A 17,344-nucleotide genomic window follows, 5' to 3' on the forward strand; every position below is an offset into this window, starting at 1 on the left:
GCCCCGCGAGAACAGGGCCGTGATACGACGGACCGCGCCGCCCGGAGCGCGGGGCCCCGGGCGGCGCGGTCGGTTTCGATCGGGCGCTCAGCTGTGGGTGCGCAGCAGCGTCCGCATGGTCCGCATCGCGACCGACAGATTGGCCAGGTCGAAGGTCTCCGACGACTGGATCTCATCGAGCGTGGTGCGCGCCCGCTGGAGGATCGCGGAGTTCTTCCCCTCCCACGCCTTGAAGCGCTGCTCGGGCGTCGAGCCGCCGTTGCCCACCGACAGCACATCGGCGGTCAGGGCGGCCTGCGCCGCGTACAGGTCCTCGCGGATGGAGACCCGGGCCATGGACTGCCACCGGTCGGCGCGCGGCAGCTCGATGATCCGGTCCATCAGCTGGCTGATCCGCAGCCGGTCGGACAGGTCGTAGTAGACCTCGGCGACCGCCAGCGGCTCCTTGCCGGTGCGGTCCGCGATGGCGACGATGTCCAGCGTCGGGAAGGCCGAGGAGAAGCCCGCCACCCGGGTGGCCAGCTCCTCCGGGACGCCCGCCCCGGTCAGCTCGTCGCAGATCCGCTGGTACCACTCGATGTCGGAGCCGCGCAGCAGCTTGGGCAGCTGGGCCCGGACCGCGCCGACCCGCTCCGCGAAGAAGTCGATGGTCTCGGCGAGCTGGAGCGGCTGCGGCCGGTTGTTGAGCAGCCAGCGGGTGCCGCGCTCGACCAGCCGGCGCGAGTGCAGCCGCATCCTGGTCTGGATGTCGGCGGTGACGGACGTGTCCAGCGCCTCGACCTCGTCCCACACCCGGTTCAGCTCGAAGATCGCGCGGGCCGCGGTCTGGGCGCGCACGATCTCCTCGGTGGAGGCCCCGGTCTCCTCCCGCATCCGGTGCAGGAAGGTGGTACCTGCGGTGTTGACGGTGTCGTTGACCAGCACCGTGGTGATGATCTCGCGCCGCAGCGCATGGCCGTCGATGTGCTCGGGGAACCGCTGCCGCAGGGCCTGCGGGAAGTAGGCGTGCAGCAGCCGCTGGAGGTACGGATCGTCGGGCAGCCCGGTGGCGATCAGCTCCTCGGCCACCGTGATCTTGACGTAGGCGAGCAGCACGGCCAGTTCGGGCTGGGTCAGACCGCGCCCGGCGGACAGCCGCTCGCGGATCTGGCGGTCGGTGGGCAGGAACTCCAGCGCCCGGTCCAGCCGCCCCTCCCGCCCCAGGCGGCGCATCAGCCGCTGATGGGCGTGGAGCAGGCTGGGCGCCTGGGCGACGGAGTTGGCCAGGGCCACGTTCTGCGCGTAGTTGTTGCGCAGCACCAGCGCGCCGACCTCGTCGGTCATCTCGGCGAGCACCTTGTTGCGCTGCTTGAGGGTGAGGTCTCCCTCGGTGACCAGGGCGTTGAGCAGGATCTTGATGTTCACCTCGTGGTCGGAGGTGTCCACACCGGCGCTGTTGTCGATCGCGTCGGTGTTGATCCGGCCGCCGTTGGCGGCGAACTCGATCCGGCCCAGCTGGGTCAGGCCCAGGTTGCCGCCCTCGCCGACCACCTTGGCCCGCAGGTCCTGGCCGTCCACCCGGATCGCGTCATTGGCCTTGTCGCCGACATCGCCGTGCGATTCGGAGGACGCCTTGACATAGGTGCCGATACCGCCGTTCCACAGCAGGTCGACCGGCGCCTTGAGGATCGTCTTCATCAGATCGGCCGGGGTCATCTTGGCGACCCGCTTCTCGATGCCCAGCGCGGCCCGCACCTGCGGGGTGAGCGGGATGGCCTTGGCCGAACGGGGGTGGATGCCGCCGCCCGCCGACAGCAGCTCGGCGTTGTAGTCCGCCCACGAGGAGCGCGGCAGCTCGAACAGGCGGCGGCGCTCGGCGTAGGAGGTGGCCGCGTCCGGGTTGGGGTCCAGGAAGATGTGCCGGTGGTCGAAGGCGGCGACCAGCCGGATGTGCTCGCTCAGCAGCATGCCGTTGCCGAACACGTCGCCGGACATGTCGCCGACGCCCACGACCGTGAAGTCCTCGGTCTGGGTGTCATGGCCCAGCTCACGGAAGTGGCGCTTGACCGACTCCCAGGCGCCGCGGGCGGTGATGCCCATGCCCTTGTGGTCGTAACCGGCGGAGCCGCCGGAGGCGAAGGCGTCGCCGAGCCAGAAGCCGTACGCCTGGGCGACGTCGTTGGCGATGTCGGAGAAGGTCGCGGTGCCCTTGTCGGCGGCGACGACCAGATAGGTGTCGTCCCCGTCGTGGCGGACCACGTCCTTGGGCGGCTCGACCTGCCCGGCGACCATGTTGTCGGTGATGTCGAGCAGCCCGGAGATGAAGGTCTTGTAGCAGGCGATGCCCTCGGCCAGCCAGGCGTCGCGGTCCACGGACGGATCCGGCAGCCGCTTGCCGACGAAGCCGCCCTTCGCGCCCACCGGCACGATGACCGTGTTCTTCACCATCTGCGCCTTGACCAGGCCCAGGATCTCGGTACGGAAGTCCTCACGCCGGTCGGACCAGCGCAAGCCCCCGCGCGCCACCTTGCCGAACCGCAGGTGCACACCCTCGACCCGCGGGGAGTAGACCCAGATCTCGTACGCCGGGCGGGGCGCCGGCAGGTCCGGCACGGCCTGCGGGTCCAGCTTCACCGACAGATAGTCGTGCGGCTTGCCGTCCCCGTTCTTCTGGAAGTGATTCGTCCGCAGGGTGGCCTTGATCAGGGTGAGGAAGGAGCGCAGGATGCGGTCCTCGTCCAGCGAGGCCACCTGGTCCAGCGCCGCGTCCAGCTCCTCCAGCAGCGCGTCGGTCAGCTCCAGCCCCGCCCGCTGCCGCTCGGGCGACATCCGGGCCTCGAAGAGGGAGACCAGCAGCCGGGTGGTGTGCACATTGTTCCGGAGGGTGTCCTCCATGTACGACTGGCTGAAGGTGGACCCGGCCTGCCGCAGATACTTGGCGTAGGCCCGCAGCACCATCGCCTGCCGCCAGTCCAGCCCGGCGCCCAGCACCAGCTGGTTGAAGTTGTCGCTCTCCGCCTGGCCGGTCCACACCGCGGCGAACGCGTTCTGGAAGCGCTCACGGGCGTCGTCGGCGAGCGTCTCGCCCTCGCGCAGCGGCAGCCGCAGCCCGAAGTCGTAGATCCAGGCCGTGGTCTTGTCCGAGCAGCGCAGCTCGTACGGGCGCTCGTCCACCACCTCGACGCCGAGGGTGTTGAGCACCGGCAGCACCGCGGACAGCGAGACCTGGGCCCCGGCCCGGTAGATCTTGAAGCGGCGCTCGGCGTGGGCCGCGCCCACCGGTTCGTAGAGGCTGAGCGCGAAGTCCTGCCCACCGCTCTTCAGCCGCTCCATGTGCTGGAGGTCGGCGACGGCGCCGCGCGGGGTGTGGTCCGCCTTGTACCCCTCGGGGAAGGCGTGCTGATAGCGGCGGAGCAGCTCGGCCCCGCGCTCCTCGCCGACCTCGGAGACCAGGGCCTCGGCGAAACCGTCGGCCCAGGACCGGGCGGCCTCGATCAGCCGGCTCTCGATCCGCTCCACATCGGCGTCGGTGAGGTCGGGCAGCTCGGTGCCGGGCTGCACCCGGATCACGAAGTGCAGCCGGGACAGCACCGATTCGGTGTGCAGGGCGGTGAAGTCGACCGGCGGGCGGCCGCTCAGCTCCTCCAGCAGGATGTCGGTCAGCCGCAGCCGCACATCGGTGGTGAAGCGGTCGCGCGGCAGGTAGACCAGCGCGGAGTAGTAGCGCCCGTACTCGTCCTGGCGCAGGTACAGCCGCAGCCGGCGACGCTCCTGGAGGTAGAGCACGCTGGTCACGATCGAACGGAGCTGCTCGACCGGGGTCTGGAACAGCTCGTCGCGCGGGTAGGTCTCCAGGATCTGGAGCAGGTCCCGGCCGTCGTGGCTGTTGACCCCGAAGCCCGCGCCCGCGAGCACCTCGTCCACCTTGCGGCGGATGACCGGGACCCGGCGCACCGACTCGGTGTACGCGGCCGAGGAGAACAGCCCCAGGAAGCGGCGCTCGCCGATCACATTGCCCTCGGCGTCGAACTTCTTCACCCCGATGTAGTCGAGGTACGAGGGGCGGTGCACGGTGGCGCGGCTGTTGGCCTTGGTGAGCACCAGCAGCTTGCGCTCGCGCGCCTTGGCGCGGGCGTCGGCCGGAAGCCGGTTGAAGGACGGCGACACCGGGGCCGCGGGGCCCGCGTGGGCGCTCTGGTCGGCGTCCTTGTGCTGCGGGTCGGAGCGGAGGATGCCCAGCCCCGTGCCGGGCACCGCGGTCAGCACGTCCTCCTCGCCACCGGCCTCGGTGGGGACCTGCGTCAGCTCGTACTCGCGGAAGCCGATGAAGGTGAAGTGGTCGTCCGCGAGCCAGCGCAGCAGCTCCCGGGCCTCCTCGACCTCCTCCTGGCGGACCTCGGCGGCCTTGGGCTCGTCCGTCAGGCCCTCGGCGATGCGCAGCGCGGACTGGCGCATCTTGTCCCAGTCCTCGACGGCCTCCCGGACATCGGACAGGACACGCAGAAGATCGGCGGTGATCTGCTTCAGATCGCCGCGGTCGGTCTCGCGATCGGTTTCGACATGGATCCAGGACTCGATGACCGCGTCATGCGGAAGCTTCTTACGGGTCGGGCCCTCCGAGGAGATATCGAGCAGCTCGATCAGCTTGCCGGTGATGTCACGGCGCACGACCACCTGCGGATGGATCACCACATGGATGCCGCGCCCCTGCCGGCTGAGCTCGTTGGTGACCGAGTCCACCAGGAACGGCATGTCGTCGGTGACCACCTCGACCACGGAGTGGCTGCACGTCCAGCCGTGCTCCTCGACCGTCGGGGTGTGCACCCGGACGTTCGCCGTGCCCTGCGGACGCACCTCGGCGAGCCGGTAGTGGGAGAGCGCCGCCCCGAAGACGTCGACCGGGTCACGATCGGCCAAGTCCTCGGGAGGCGTGTGCAGGTAGTAGTGCTGGAGGTATGCGGTCAGGGTCTCCGGTCCTGGGCCCTGCACCGGTTGCCCCCCGGCAGGGCTGTTCTCAGCGACCCGGGCGGCCCGTTCGAGCAACTCGGCCTTGGCTTCGTCCAGCTTGGTCTGCATGTCCTCTGGCTCCTGTCGCGCGCCGTTGCGTGACATAGATGGCGGTGGTGGCATGACGCCGCGACGCGGAAATCCCGGTCGTGGACGACGGTATGCCGAAACAGGGAATGGCCGGGGCGTACTCGGCCGTAAGTGACCAAGACCCCACGCGCCACAGGTCAGCGGCGGCTCGGGCCCGGGGCCGGTGGGGCTCCGGGCGCGGAGCGAGGGCCTCGTTGCCCTCACGGACTATCGCGCTGATCACGCAGCAAGGCTATCGCTCCACCCCAGGGGGTCGTCATGAGCCGTTCGTGTACAAAACCGGGCCCAGATGTTTGACGAAATGGACAGCGACCGGGGAGGCGCCCGGAGTCATGGGGATGCCCTCTTGGCAAAGCGCCGGCGCGGATGCACCGTGATCTGGACGGTGGTAAGCGTGGACGTGGAGGTGGACGGCATGGCTGCGAAGATCCTGCTGGTGACCGGCGACGCGGCCGAATCGCTGGAGGTGCTCTACCCGTACCAGCGACTGCGCGAAGAAGGATACGACGTCCATATCGCGGCCCCGAGCCGCAAGACGCTGCGCTTCGTGGTCCACGACTTCGAAGAGGGCTTCGACACCTACACCGAGAAACCGGGCTACACCTTCCCCGCCGACCTCGCCTTCTCCGAGGTCGACCCGGGACAGTACGCCGCCCTGGTGATCCCGGGCGGTCGCGCCCCGGAATACCTGCGCAACGACCCCGAGCTGCGCAAGATCTGCAAGGCGTTCTTCGACGCGGACAAGCCGGTGGCGCAGCTCTGCCACGGCCCGCTGCTCACGGCGGCCGTGGGCGGCCTGAGCGGGCGCCGGGTCACCGCCTATCCGGCCCTGGAGCCGGATATGCAGGCGGCGGGGGCGGAGTACCAGGACGCCGAGGTCGTGGTCGACGGCACGCTGGTCTCCTCACGGGCCTGGCCGGACCATCCGGCATGGATGCGGGAGTTCCTGACAGTGCTGCGGGCGAAGGCACCGGTGGTGTGAGGAGAACGCCACCGGTCAGGTGAGGAGAGGCAGGCACCCGCGGAGGGGAACGTGCACCCGCCGGGGAGAACGAGCACCCGCTGGGGAGAACGGGGGCACCCGCCGAGGAGAACGGACACCCGCCGAGGAGAACGGACACCCGCCGAGGGGAACGGACACCCGCCGAGGGGAACGGGGGCACCCAGGGTCCGGTAAGGCACTGGCCCGGACGGGGTCGGCCGCCCCCCGCCCGCGGCAGCCGAGAAGAACGGGCACCCGCTCACTCATCGGCCATGCGTTCGGCCTCTCGTACGGCCTCCTCCAACGTGTCCACGACCGGCACCCCGGCCGCCTCCAGACTGGCCCGGCTGTGCGAACCGCCCGTGTACAGCACGGCCCGCGCCCCCACATGCCGCGCCGCCACCGCGTCGTCCACGGCGTCCCCGATCACCACCATCCGCCGCGTCGGCACCCCTTCGAGTGCGGCGATATGGCGCATCATCTGCTCGGCCTTGCCGGTGTTGCTCTGCCCGACGCGGCCGTCCACCCGGACGAAGAAGCGCTCGATGCCATGCGTCCGCACCAGGGGCAGCAGATACTCATGCGGGGCCAGTGAGCACAGCGACTGGGTGAGACCCGCCTCCTGCCACTCCACGAGCAGCTGCCGGGCGCCGATCGCCAGCCCGGCGGACTCGGCCAGCGCCCAGTAGTGCCGGTGGAACGTCTCGTCCATGACCGCCCACTCATCGTCGGTGGGCAGCCGCCCCAGCAGCCGCTCATAGAACCGCGGCACCGGGACGCAGTACAGGTCGCGGTAGCGCTCGAGGGTGATCGGCGGCAGGCCGATCTCCTGGAACGAGGCGTTCGTCGCCGAGATCACGGCGTCGATGTCGTGGAGCAGCGTGCCGTTCCAGTCCCAGACGAGGTGCGTCACGTGGTTCTTCCCCATCCCACGACGGTACCGGGCGGGTCCGACGCCGGTACATCAGTCGATGAGGTTGGGGATCTCCTGGGTGGCGTACCAGAGCAGCTCGTGGTCCTCGGCGCCGTCCACGGTGAACTGGGCGTCGTCGTCACCGAGGTCCGCCGCGCCCAGCGCGTCGGCGGCCGCCGCGATGTCCCGCTCGGCGTCATCGGCGTCCAGATGCACGGCGGCGGCCTTCGCCAGCGGTACGGCGGCGTTGATCCGCACCTCGCCCAGCGCGGACTGGTCCAGCCCCCGGTCCGGATCGGCGACGGCCTGCCCATCGGGCACGTCCACGGCCACCACGACCCGCCGGCGCACCGCCTGCGGATCGACGGCGAGCAGCCGCAGCGACGCCTGCGCGGCCCGGCTCAGCGCCGCGTACTCCAGCTCCTCGATGTCATCGGACAGATACCACTCGCGAAGTGCCGGGGTGACCGCATAGGCGGTCACCGGCGCCGGCCCCAGTTGGCCCTCCTTGTGTGCCTCGGCGAGACCGGAGAGGGTCAGGGGGACGTAGACGCGCATGACTGCCGCTTTCATCAGAGACCAATAGGCCCCCAGCATACGATCGTCCGTCCCCTCTCCCGAGCCTTCTTGACAGGGCCGGTGGTCCCCTTTCGGGGGACAGCGGACGCCGAGGCCCCGCGAAGCCCGAAGTGCGCCCCGCACAAGCCCGTGGCCAGGGGCGATGAGCCGCCGTATGCCACGGATAGGTGAACCGCGACGGCGCCGGGAGGGCGGCCCGACGCTCATTGCGGGGCCCGAAAAGGCGCCGGTAGAAGACTCTCCGACAAAAGCTACCGCCCGGTATCGGGCCGGGCCGGAGAGAACGGGGCGAGCGGCATGCGCGAGGGCGTCCGAACGACGGATCGGGCCACGGACAGGACCACACATCGGACCACGACCCGCCCCCCGGCAGCCGGGGAGGCCGTACGACGGCGGGGCGCCGGCGGACCACGCAGAAGCGGCCCCCCAGCCCGCCGAGACCCCCGCCGCCCCCGCACCACCAACACGAACACCCCCACCCCCGACACCACCCCACCCACCCCGCCACCACCAACCCTCCCGGCTACGACCGCACCGGGCCCCGCCACCACGACACCGCCAACCCCCGCCACTACGACCACACCGACTCCCGCAGCCACGACCGCACCGGGCCCCGCCACCGCGACACCGCCAACCCCCGTGGCCACGACCGCACCAAACCCCACAGCCACCCACACTCCCGCGCCACCCACCACAACCGCACTGAACATCACGGCGGCCACCACCGGCACCCCCAAACCGCACAGCACAGCCACACCGCGCACCACCGCGACGACCACACCACCCACCACGACCGCCGCCACCGGCACCCCCGAACCCCACAGCACGACCACACCGAACACCACGGCCGCCGCTCCTGGCGCCCCCGGACCGCGCTCCACAGCCGCACCGCGCACCACCGCACCACCCACGCCCACGCTCACGCCCACGGCCTCTGCGTCGCACACCACAACCGCACCGCGCAGCACGAGCCTCATCACCCAGATCTCCGCGCCACCGAGCGGTACGGCCCCCACCACCGCCACCCCCGTACCGCACGGCACAGCAGCCCCGTCGCCCACCACCGCACCGCGCGCGACAGCCGCGTACCGCACCGCCGCGACCGCCTCACGCGCCGCCGCCGTGTCCCGGAGCGCGGCCGCCGCCGCGGCGTTTCGGGAGCGGGACCGGCTGCCGCGCTACTGGTTCGCCAACCGGCTGCTGCTCACTCTCAGCGGCCAGCGCCCCGTCCACACCCTCCTCGGGCATGCCCTCCCGGCCGCCTACGACCGGCTGATCGAGCTCGCCCCGCGCGCCCCGCTGCGCCCCGCCGGAGGGCGCGCCCCGGCGCCCGTCGTACGGCGCTGCGGTGAGTACCAGCCCCGGCACGGGGTCATCGAGGCTTTCGCCCGGATCGCCTCCGGAGACCGGCTCAGCGCGCTCGCCTTCCGGCTGGAGCTGGGCGCCGACGCCCGCTGGCGCTGCGCCGCCATCGACCTCGGCCCACTCGCGTGACCCGTCCGACGGCGGACGTCACGGGCCCGAAAGCCGGGCGGGCCCCAGTCTCGCGGAGAGAACGAGCCCGCTCCGAACGAACGTGAACCGCGCCCGCCCCATACGACCGACACCACCGGCACCAGGCACCCGCACCCGCACCCGCACCCGCACCCGCACAACGCGACGGGCCGGGGTGCCGCGCCCCGCGCGGCACCCCGGCCCGTACCACCTGCACGCGCACAACCCCGTGCGCGCCGCATTACTTCTTGCGGCGGCGCCCCTTCTGCGCCTTGCGCCGCTCCGCCCGGGTCAGCCCGTCGGCCTCCGACCGGGGCGCCGGCGGCGTCTCACCGTTGGTGAAGTCGCCCTCGACGACACCGCCCTCGCCGTCCACCGTCGGGGCGGAGAAGTGCAGCCGGTCCGGACGCTGCGGGGCCTCCAGGCCCTTGGCGCGGATCTCGGGACGACCCGGCGAACCCGATCCCGACGTGCCCGACCCGCCCGACGGCACCGCGTCCTGCACATCCTCGGCGAGGGCCGCCTGCTCCTCCGACTCCTCGACCGGGACCTCCTCGACCTGCTGCTCGACCTGGACCTCCAGGTTGAACAGATAGCCGACGGACTCCTCCTTGATCCCGTCCATCATGGCCTGGAACATGTCGAAGCCCTCGCGCTGGTACTCCACCAGCGGGTCCTTCTGGGCCATCGCGCGCAGCCCGATGCCCTCCTGGAGGTAGTCCATCTCGTAGAGGTGCTCGCGCCACTTGCGGTCCAGGACGGAGAGCACGACCCGCCGCTCCAGCTCACGCATGATCTCGGAGCCCAGCTGCTCCTCACGCGCGTCGTACTGCTGGTGGATGTCTTCCTTGATGGCCTCTTCGATGAACTCGGCGGTGATGGCGGCGCGGTCGCCGGCTTCCTCCTCCAGCTCCTCGATCGTCACCTTGACCGGGTAGAGCTGCTTGAAGGCGTTCCACAGCCGGTCCAGGTCCCACTCCTCCGCGAAGCCCTCGACCGTCTCCGCCTGGACGTAGTCCTTGATGGTGTCGTCCATGAAGTGGCCGATCTGGTCCTGTAGGTCCTCGCCCTCCAGGACGCGGCGGCGCTCGGCGTAGATGACCTCGCGCTGGCGGTTCAGGACCTCGTCGTACTTCAGGACGTTCTTACGGGTCTCGAAGTTCTGCTGCTCGACCTGGGACTGGGCGGAGGCGATGGCCCGGGTGACCATCTTGTTCTCGATCGGGACGTCGTCCGGGACGTTGGCCATCGCCATGACGCGCTCGACCATCTGGGCCTTGAACAGCCGCATCAGATCGTCGCCGAGCGAGAGGTAGAAGCGGGACTCGCCGGGGTCGCCCTGACGGCCGGAGCGGCCGCGCAGCTGGTTGTCGATCCGGCGCGACTCATGGCGCTCGGTGCCCAGCACATAGAGCCCGCCGAGCTCCTTGACCTCCTCGAACTCGGCCTTGACCGCGGCCTCGGCCTTCTCCAGGGCGGTGGGCAGCGCGGCGGCCCACTCCTCGGCGTGCTCCACCGGGTCCAGACCGCGCTGGCGCAGCTCGGCCTCGGCGAGGTCGTCGGGGTTGCCGCCGAGCTTGATGTCGGTACCGCGGCCCGCCATGTTGGTCGCGACGGTGACGGCGCCCTTACGGCCGGCCTGGGCGACGATCGTCGCCTCCCGGTCGTGCTGCTTGGCGTTGAGCACCTCGTGCGGCACCCCGCGCTTGGCGAGCTGCTGGGAGAGGTACTCGGACTTCTCCACGGAGGTGGTGCCGACCAGGATCGGCTGGCCCTTCTCGTGCTTCTCGACGATGTCCTCGACCACCGCGTCGAACTTCGCGACCTCGGTGCGGTAGATCAGGTCGGACTGGTCGATCCGGGCGACGGGGCGGTGGGTCGGGATCGGGACCACGCCGAGCTTGTAGATCTGGTGGAACTCGGCGGCCTCGGTCATCGCCGTACCGGTCATGCCGGAGAGCTTGGTGTAGAGGCGGAAGAAGTTCTGCAGGGTGATCGTGGCGAGGGTCTGGTTCTCGTCCTTGATCTCCACCCCTTCCTTCGCCTCGATCGCCTGGTGCATGCCCTCGTTGTAGCGGCGGCCCGCGAGGATACGGCCGGTGTGCTCGTCGACGATCATGACTTCGCCGTCCATGACGACGTAGTCCTTGTCCTTCTTGAAGAGCTCCTTGGCCTTGATCGCGTTGTTGAGGTAGCCGACCAGCGGGGTGTTGACCGACTCGTAGAGGTTGTCGATCCCCAGCCAGTCCTCGACCTTGGTGACACCGGACTCATGGATGGCGACGGTGCGCTTCTTCTCGTCGACCTCGTAGTCCCCGGTCTCCTCCTGGCCCTTCTGGGGATCGGCGGCCTGGCCCTTGCTGAGCCGGGTGACCAGCTTGGCGAAGTCGCCGTACCACTTGGTGGCCTGGTCGGCCGGGCCGGAGATGATCAGCGGCGTACGGGCCTCGTCCACCAGGATCGAGTCGACCTCGTCGACGATCGCGAAGTTGTGGCCGCGCTGCACCAGCTCGTCCTTCGACCACGCCATGTTGTCGCGCAGATAGTCGAAGCCGAATTCGTTGTTGGTGCCGTAGGTGATGTCGCACGCGTACTGCTCGCGGCGCTGCGCCGGGGTCATGTTGGCGAGGATGCAGCCGACCTCCAGGCCGAGGAACCGGTGCACCCGGCCCATCCACTCGGAGTCGCGCTCGGCCAGGTAGTCGTTGACCGTGATGAGGTGGACGCCCTTGCCCGACAGCGCGTTCAGATACGCCGGGAGGGTGCCGACCAGGGTCTTGCCCTCGCCGGTCTTCATCTCGGCGACATAGCCCAGGTGCAGCGCCGCGCCGCCCATCAGCTGGACGTCGTAGTGACGCTGCCCGAGCACCCGCTTGGCCGCCTCGCGCACCGTGGCGAACGCTTCGGGCATCAGGTCGTCGAGGCTCTCACCGTCGGTGTACCGCTGCTTGTACTCGTCGGTGAGGGCGCGCAGCTCGGCGTCGGAGAGGGACAGGAAGTCCTCTTCGATGGAATTGACCTGGTCCGCGATGCGGTGCAGCTTGCGCAGGATCTTTCCTTCGCCTGCACGCATGAGCTTGTTGAAGACGGACACGTAGGCTGGCTCCTTGCCGGTCGGGCCTGGCACGGTCGGGGTGCGCTGGCGCGGCATTGTCAAGGGGCGCAGGCCCCGCCGCAACGGCCATCGTAAGACAGACCCCGGCACGCCGGGAGGTCCGTCACCACGAGGACCGGGTGTCACCTCACCGTGTCAACGGATGAGAAGCCCCCCAGGTGCCCTCTGGAAGCCCCCCAGGTGCCCTCCAATTCGCCGAAACCGGTCGCGGTGAGTGACGACGGCGGCGCAGACTCGGGACGCATGGAGCCTGTCACCCTCACCACTGACCGCCTGGTCCTGCGGCCCTTCCGGTCCTCCGACACGGACGCGGTCTTCGCAGCTTGTCAGGACCCGGACATCCAGCGCTGGACCACCGTGCCCTCCCCGTACGAACGTGCCCACGCGGAGGACTTCACCGGCCGGATCTGCCCGGAGAACTGGCGTGACGACGTGGCCTACGACTTCGCGGTGGTCACCCATGGTGACGGCGTGCTCGTCGGCGCCATGGGCCTGGTGCGTCTCGCCCAGCTGCGCACCCCGGAGCGCCAGGCCGAGCTGGGCTACTGGACGGCGCGGGAGCACCGGCGGCGCGGCTATACGGGCGAGGCGGCGCGGGCCGTGATCGAGTGGGCGTTCACCCGGCTCGGGGTGGAGCGGCTGGAGTGGTGCTGCGAGGCCGGGAACGAGGGCTCGCGGGCGGTCGCCCTCGGGGTGGGCTTCCGGATGGAGGGAACGGACCGCGCCCGGATCGTCCACCACGGGACCCGCCGGGACGCCTGGCGGGGCGCGCTGCTGCCGTCCGACTGGGGTCTGCCGTCGACGACGCCGTATCTGCCGTCCGAGGCGTCCGGGGCGTCTGGGACATCTGGGACATCCGGGACGTCCGGCCGGGCCCCCACCACGCCGTCGGCGGTCTGAGGTCCTGCATGGGTGGTGCTGTCAGCGGCACTGTCAGTGGTCACCACTACGGTGACGCGCATGACGAATGCCGCTGCCGGGTCCGCCGTGGACCGCCGCACCCCCGAGGTCACCCTCTCCGCCGACGAGGCCCGCCGGATCGCGCTGCGCGCCCAAGGGCTGCTGGGCGCCCCCGACCGGCGTGGCGGGGTGCGGGGCGTGCTACGCCATCTGGGCGCGGTGCAGCTGGACACGATCTCGGTGCTGGCCCGCTCGCACGAGCTGATCCCGTACGCGCGGCTGGGCGCCGTCGGCCGTAAGGCGGTCGAGTCGGCGTACTGGAACGGCACCCATGCCTTCGAGTACTGGTCGCATGCCGCCTGTGTGCTGCCGATCGAGGAGTGGCCGCACTTCGCCTTCCGGCGCCGCGCCTACCGCACCCGTCCGCACTGGCACCACGAGCTGCCGGACGGGATGTACGAGACGGTGGTGAAGCAGCTGCGCGCCGAGGGCCCGCTGACCGCCACGGAGCTGGGCGGGGCCAAGAACGGCGGGCCGTGGTGGGACTGGTCGGCGGCGAAGATCGCGGTCGAGCGGGCGCTGATGTTCGGCGAGGTGGTGTGCGTCGAGCGGCGCGGCTGGAAGCGGGTGTACGACCTGGCGGAGCGCGCCGTGCCGGACGCCCTGCTCCATGACGACCTGGATGACCTGGAGTGCCTGCGCCGGCTGGTCCGGCTGGCCGGGCAGTCCCTGGGCGTGGGCACGCGGGCGGACATCGCCGACTACCACCGGCTCAAGGGCGAGCAGGTGGACGCGGTGATCGCGGACTCGGGGCTGGTGCCGGTGGCGGTCGAGGGCTGGGACAAACCGGCCTGGGCGCACCCCGAGGCCCTGGCCGACCCGCCGCGCGGTCGGCACCGCACGACCCTGCTGTCGCCCTTCGACTCGCTGATATGGGACCGGGCACGCACCGAGCGGATCTTCGGCTTCACCCATCGGCTGGAGGCGTATGTGCCCAAGCCCAAGCGGATCCACGGCTACTTCGCCATGCCGCTGCTGTCGGGTGGGCGGTTGCTGGGCCGGGTCGATCCGGCCCGGGAGGGAAAGACCCTGGTCGCACGGCAGGTGTCCCTGGAGTCGCCGAAGGCCGTGGCCCCCATGGCGCAGGCGCTGCGGGAGGCGGCCGAATGGGTGGGCTGTGACTCCGTACGGATCGAGCGCGTCGACCACCCGGAGCTCGCCGCACCCCTCACGGCGGCGGTCGCCTGACCGCAACGGTCACGATCTCCTGACCGACAGCGGTCACCTGACCGGCAGCGGTCGCTTGATCGGCCCCGGCTGAGGATCTGCCGGGGCCCGGCTCCTCCGGGGCTCCGGCTCCCGGCGCCGGGCTGCCGGGCTGCCGGGCTTCATCCTCACCTGATCTCGAGGATCTTCTCCCGCATCGCGTAGACCACGGCCTCCATCCTGGAGTGCAGCTGCAATTTCTCCAGGATGTTGCGCACGTGGTTCTTCACGGTGTTCTCGCTGATGAACAGCTCCTTGGCGATATCCCGGTTGTTCATCCCGGTCGCCACGAGCTTGAGCACCTCCAGCTCACGGTCGGTGAGCCGGGGCGCGGGCACCAGCCGCCGCTCGTCGGTGCGCTGGATCATCGACTTGAACTCGGTCAGGAGCTTGGCCGCCATCGACGGGCTGATCTGGGACTGGCCGTCCGCCACCGCCCGGATGGCGGTCGAGACCTCGTCGGTCGAGATCTCCTTCAGCAGATAACCCGTGGCCCCCGCCTTGATCGCGTCGTAGAGATCGGCTTCCTCATCGCTGATCGTCAGCATGATGATCTTGGCGCTGGGTGCCACTTCCTTGATGGCGGTGCACGCCTCGATCCCCCCGCGCTTGGGCATGCGCACATCCATCAGGACGATGTCCGGCAGCAGATCCGCCGCCTTGTCCACGGCCTCGGCCCCGTCCCCCGCCTCGCCGACGACCTGGATGTCCTCCTCCTGGGCCAGGACGATCTCCAATCCGCGCCGGAAGAGCGCGTGGTCGTCCACCACGAGGACCCGAATCGGCTCCTTGCGCGTATCGCCGCGCGGCTCGCCCCTGTCCGGACCGACGCCGTGGTCACCGGCGTCGGACACGGGCCCGAAGCTGTCCGCCATCGTTCCTCCCCCTGAAGGCCATGGCCCTTGCGGTCCGCACCCTCTGGTGCACTCGGTCTGGCATCAACCGGTGCTTTCGGTACGCCGGTTGACCGTTTGGGCCATGATTCCATGCCCGGACGGCGTCATGGTCCCGCCGTGGTCGCACGGAGGTGCCCCGGGGGGCGCACAGGCGCTCCGGGGCACCTCTCACTTGTCAGGACTGGTCAGGCTGGATTCGGCTGAATTCCTCGGTCAGCCGCCGAGTGCGCCGCCGGCGCCACCGGGCGCCTCTCCGACGAACGCCTCCGGCTGAAGATGAATCACCCCGTAGTCATAGCCATGCCGCCGGTAGACGACGCTGGGCTGGTTGGTGTCGGAGTCGACGAACAGATAGAAGTCGTGCCCGACCAGCTCCATCTCGTAGAGAGCCTGGTCGAGCGTCATCGGGGCCGCGGCGTGGGTCTTCTCCCGGACCACCAGGGGGCCCTCACCCTGCACCTCCAGAGAGCCCATCCGGGTGGTGGGGACGGTCTCCGTCGCGCGCTGGGGCGCGATCTCGCCATGCCCGTTGATGCGCGCCGCGTTGGGCACGGTGACAGCCACGTCGCTGGCCGGAATGCGACCGTTACCACGGCGCGCGTGGCGCTTGTCATTCTGCTTCCGCATCCGTGCCTCCAGCTTGCTGGCCGCCATGTCCAGCGCTGCGTACGGATCGGCCGCGGCGGCCTCCGCCCGGATCACCGGGCCGCGTGAGCGGAGCGTGATCTCCACTCGGTCCGCGCGGTCGGACTGCCGCGGATTGTGCTCCTTGGACACCTCGACGTCGAGGCTGATGACCTTGCCGTCGAGCTTCTGGATCTTGTCCAGCTTCAGCTTCTCGGCCACGTGCTTCCGGAACCGCTCGGGCACCTCAGTTTTACGGCCCTTGACGACGATGTCCACGCAGAACTCCGTTCCCGGGTAGCTCCAGTCAGTATCGGAGCGTCATCCCTTGTGCACTTGGCTCCGGCGTCTTCCGGAGCCACCGGCTTGGCGCTTTCAGCTCCTCCTTCCCACGGGGAGGATCTCAACCCCATGTCTTCCAAGGTTCACCAGAAAGCAGGCAAAAACACGCCAAGCGGATGAGTGAGTCATAGCACCCGCCACTCCTCACAACCGAACATAGCTCGACCGGTCGGAAGTCGGCACCCCCTACCGGCACGTACCTCCGATCAGGTGCTTTGCCGCTCTTGCCACCTGCAACGATGGGGCTTCGTATTCAGTTCCGGTCGATGCGCGTCAGGGGTGCGGCCACCACGGCCGCGCCGATGACCAGGCCACCGGCCACCGTCACCGCCCGCGCCGCCTCCGCGAGCGAGGCACCCGTGGTCATCAGATCGTCCACCAGCACCACCGGGCCCTCCACGAGCAGCCGGCCGCTGCCGGGGACCGCCCCCAGCGCCCCCGTGACATTCGCCCGCCGCTGCCGCGCGTCCAGCCCCGACTGGTCGGTCACCCGGCGCCGCTGGCGCAGCACCGCCGGGACCCTCGCCGGACGCCCGCCGTCGCGCAGCACACCCGCCGCGGCGAGCGCGATCCGCCGGGCCGGGTCATGCCCCCGGGCCCCCACCGCACGCCGGGCCGACGGCACCGGCACCAGCAGCAGCGGGCCCGTGCCGGGTCTCGCCCCCGCCCCGGCACCCCGTCTCCTACCCGGTCTCGCCCCGCGTATCGCGTCCGGCCCCGCGCCGCACGCCCGGGTGCGTGCCCTGGGGCCGTAGCCCGCACGGGGCGCTGCGCCGGCGCCGGCGCAGACCGCCCGCACCGCCCCCGCCAGCGCCTCGCCCAGCGGCCGCGCCAGCCGGAGCGCTCCCCGCTCCTTGTGCGCGAGCAGCACCGCCCGCGCCTCGTCCACGTAATCCACCGCCGCATGGACCACCGGCAGCCCCGGCGGCACCGGGCTCGGCTCCACCCGGCGCGCCCCGGATCCGCGCAGTGCCCCACGACAGCGGCCACACAGCGTGCCGCCCGGCCGACCGCATCCGGCGCAGTCGGCCGGCAGCACCAGATCGGCGATCTCCTGCCACCAGGCCCGCATGGACACCACTGTCCCGGCGTCCGGGCCCTCGCGCCACCCCCTGTGGACAACCGCGCACATGTGGACAACCGACCACCCCCGACCG

11 protein-coding genes are annotated in these 17,344 nt (G+C 70.6%); 4 read left to right on the forward strand and 7 right to left on the reverse strand.

The features are described 5' to 3' along the window. Positions 1 to 87 precede the first annotated feature (87 nt). The gene (locus PS467_RS17230; RefSeq protein ID WP_311036042.1) at positions 88 to 5,055 is read right to left on the reverse strand and encodes an NAD-glutamate dehydrogenase; all 4,968 of its coding nucleotides are present in this window, start codon (positions 5,053 to 5,055) and stop codon (positions 88 to 90) included. 436 nt (positions 5,056 to 5,491) lie between these two features. Between PS467_RS17230 and PS467_RS17235 the strand changes: the two genes are divergently transcribed. Beyond that, complete coding sequence (locus tag PS467_RS17235; protein WP_268972439.1) at positions 5,492 to 6,058, forward strand: DJ-1/PfpI family protein; 567 nt, start codon at positions 5,492 to 5,494, stop codon at positions 6,056 to 6,058. Positions 6,059 to 6,317: 259 nt separating this feature from the next. Here PS467_RS17235 and PS467_RS17240 read toward each other — a convergent pair whose 3' ends face one another. Further along, positions 6,318 to 6,986, reverse strand: a complete 669-nt coding sequence (locus PS467_RS17240; protein ID WP_311036043.1) for an HAD family hydrolase — start codon at positions 6,984 to 6,986, stop codon at positions 6,318 to 6,320. A 36-nt stretch (positions 6,987 to 7,022) separates the two neighbouring features. After that, the gene (locus PS467_RS17245) at positions 7,023 to 7,529 is read right to left on the reverse strand and encodes a DUF6912 family protein (RefSeq protein WP_311039887.1); all 507 of its coding nucleotides are present in this window, start codon (positions 7,527 to 7,529) and stop codon (positions 7,023 to 7,025) included. A 660-nt stretch (positions 7,530 to 8,189) separates the two neighbouring features. Here PS467_RS17245 and PS467_RS17250 point away from each other — a divergent pair. After that, on the forward strand, positions 8,190 to 9,044 hold the full coding sequence (locus PS467_RS17250) for an Rv3235 family protein (RefSeq protein WP_311036044.1): 855 nt from the start codon (positions 8,190 to 8,192) through the stop codon (positions 9,042 to 9,044). A 241-nt stretch (positions 9,045 to 9,285) separates the two neighbouring features. Here PS467_RS17250 and secA read toward each other — a convergent pair whose 3' ends face one another. Next, complete coding sequence (gene secA / locus PS467_RS17255) at positions 9,286 to 12,138, reverse strand: preprotein translocase subunit SecA (RefSeq protein ID WP_311036045.1); 2,853 nt, start codon at positions 12,136 to 12,138, stop codon at positions 9,286 to 9,288. Positions 12,139 to 12,402: 264 nt separating this feature from the next. Between secA and PS467_RS17260 the strand changes: the two genes are divergently transcribed. Both PS467_RS17260 and PS467_RS17265 read left to right on the forward strand, forming a co-directional pair. After that, positions 12,403 to 13,059: a GNAT family N-acetyltransferase gene (locus PS467_RS17260; RefSeq protein ID WP_311036046.1), complete on the forward strand. Its 657-nt coding sequence runs from the start codon at positions 12,403 to 12,405 to the stop codon at positions 13,057 to 13,059. A gap of 60 nt (positions 13,060 to 13,119) precedes the next feature. Then, entirely contained in the window at positions 13,120 to 14,307 is a 1,188-nt protein-coding gene (locus PS467_RS17265; protein WP_311036047.1) for a winged helix-turn-helix domain-containing protein, read from the forward strand. Between the two features lie 146 nt (positions 14,308 to 14,453). Here the strand turns inward: PS467_RS17265 and PS467_RS17270 are convergent, their stop codons facing one another. From PS467_RS17270 to PS467_RS17280, 3 genes are all read right to left on the reverse strand, one after another. Further along, positions 14,454 to 15,200 carry a response regulator gene (locus PS467_RS17270; RefSeq protein WP_268972446.1) on the reverse strand — a complete coding sequence of 249 codons (747 nt, stop codon included), beginning with the start codon at positions 15,198 to 15,200 and terminating at the stop codon, positions 14,454 to 14,456. Positions 15,201 to 15,434: 234 nt separating this feature from the next. Beyond that, positions 15,435 to 16,124 (reverse strand): ribosome hibernation-promoting factor, HPF/YfiA family, encoded by a 690-nt coding sequence (hpf, locus tag PS467_RS17275; protein WP_268972447.1) that lies wholly within the window; start codon positions 16,122 to 16,124, stop codon positions 15,435 to 15,437. Positions 16,125 to 16,440: 316 nt separating this feature from the next. Further along, entirely contained in the window at positions 16,441 to 17,259 is an 819-nt protein-coding gene (locus PS467_RS17280) for a ComF family protein (RefSeq protein ID WP_311036048.1), read from the reverse strand. Positions 17,260 to 17,344 lie beyond the last annotated feature (85 nt).

This window comes from Streptomyces luomodiensis (assembly GCF_031679605.1).
Taxonomy (GTDB): domain Bacteria; phylum Actinomycetota; class Actinomycetes; order Streptomycetales; family Streptomycetaceae; genus Streptomyces; species Streptomyces luomodiensis.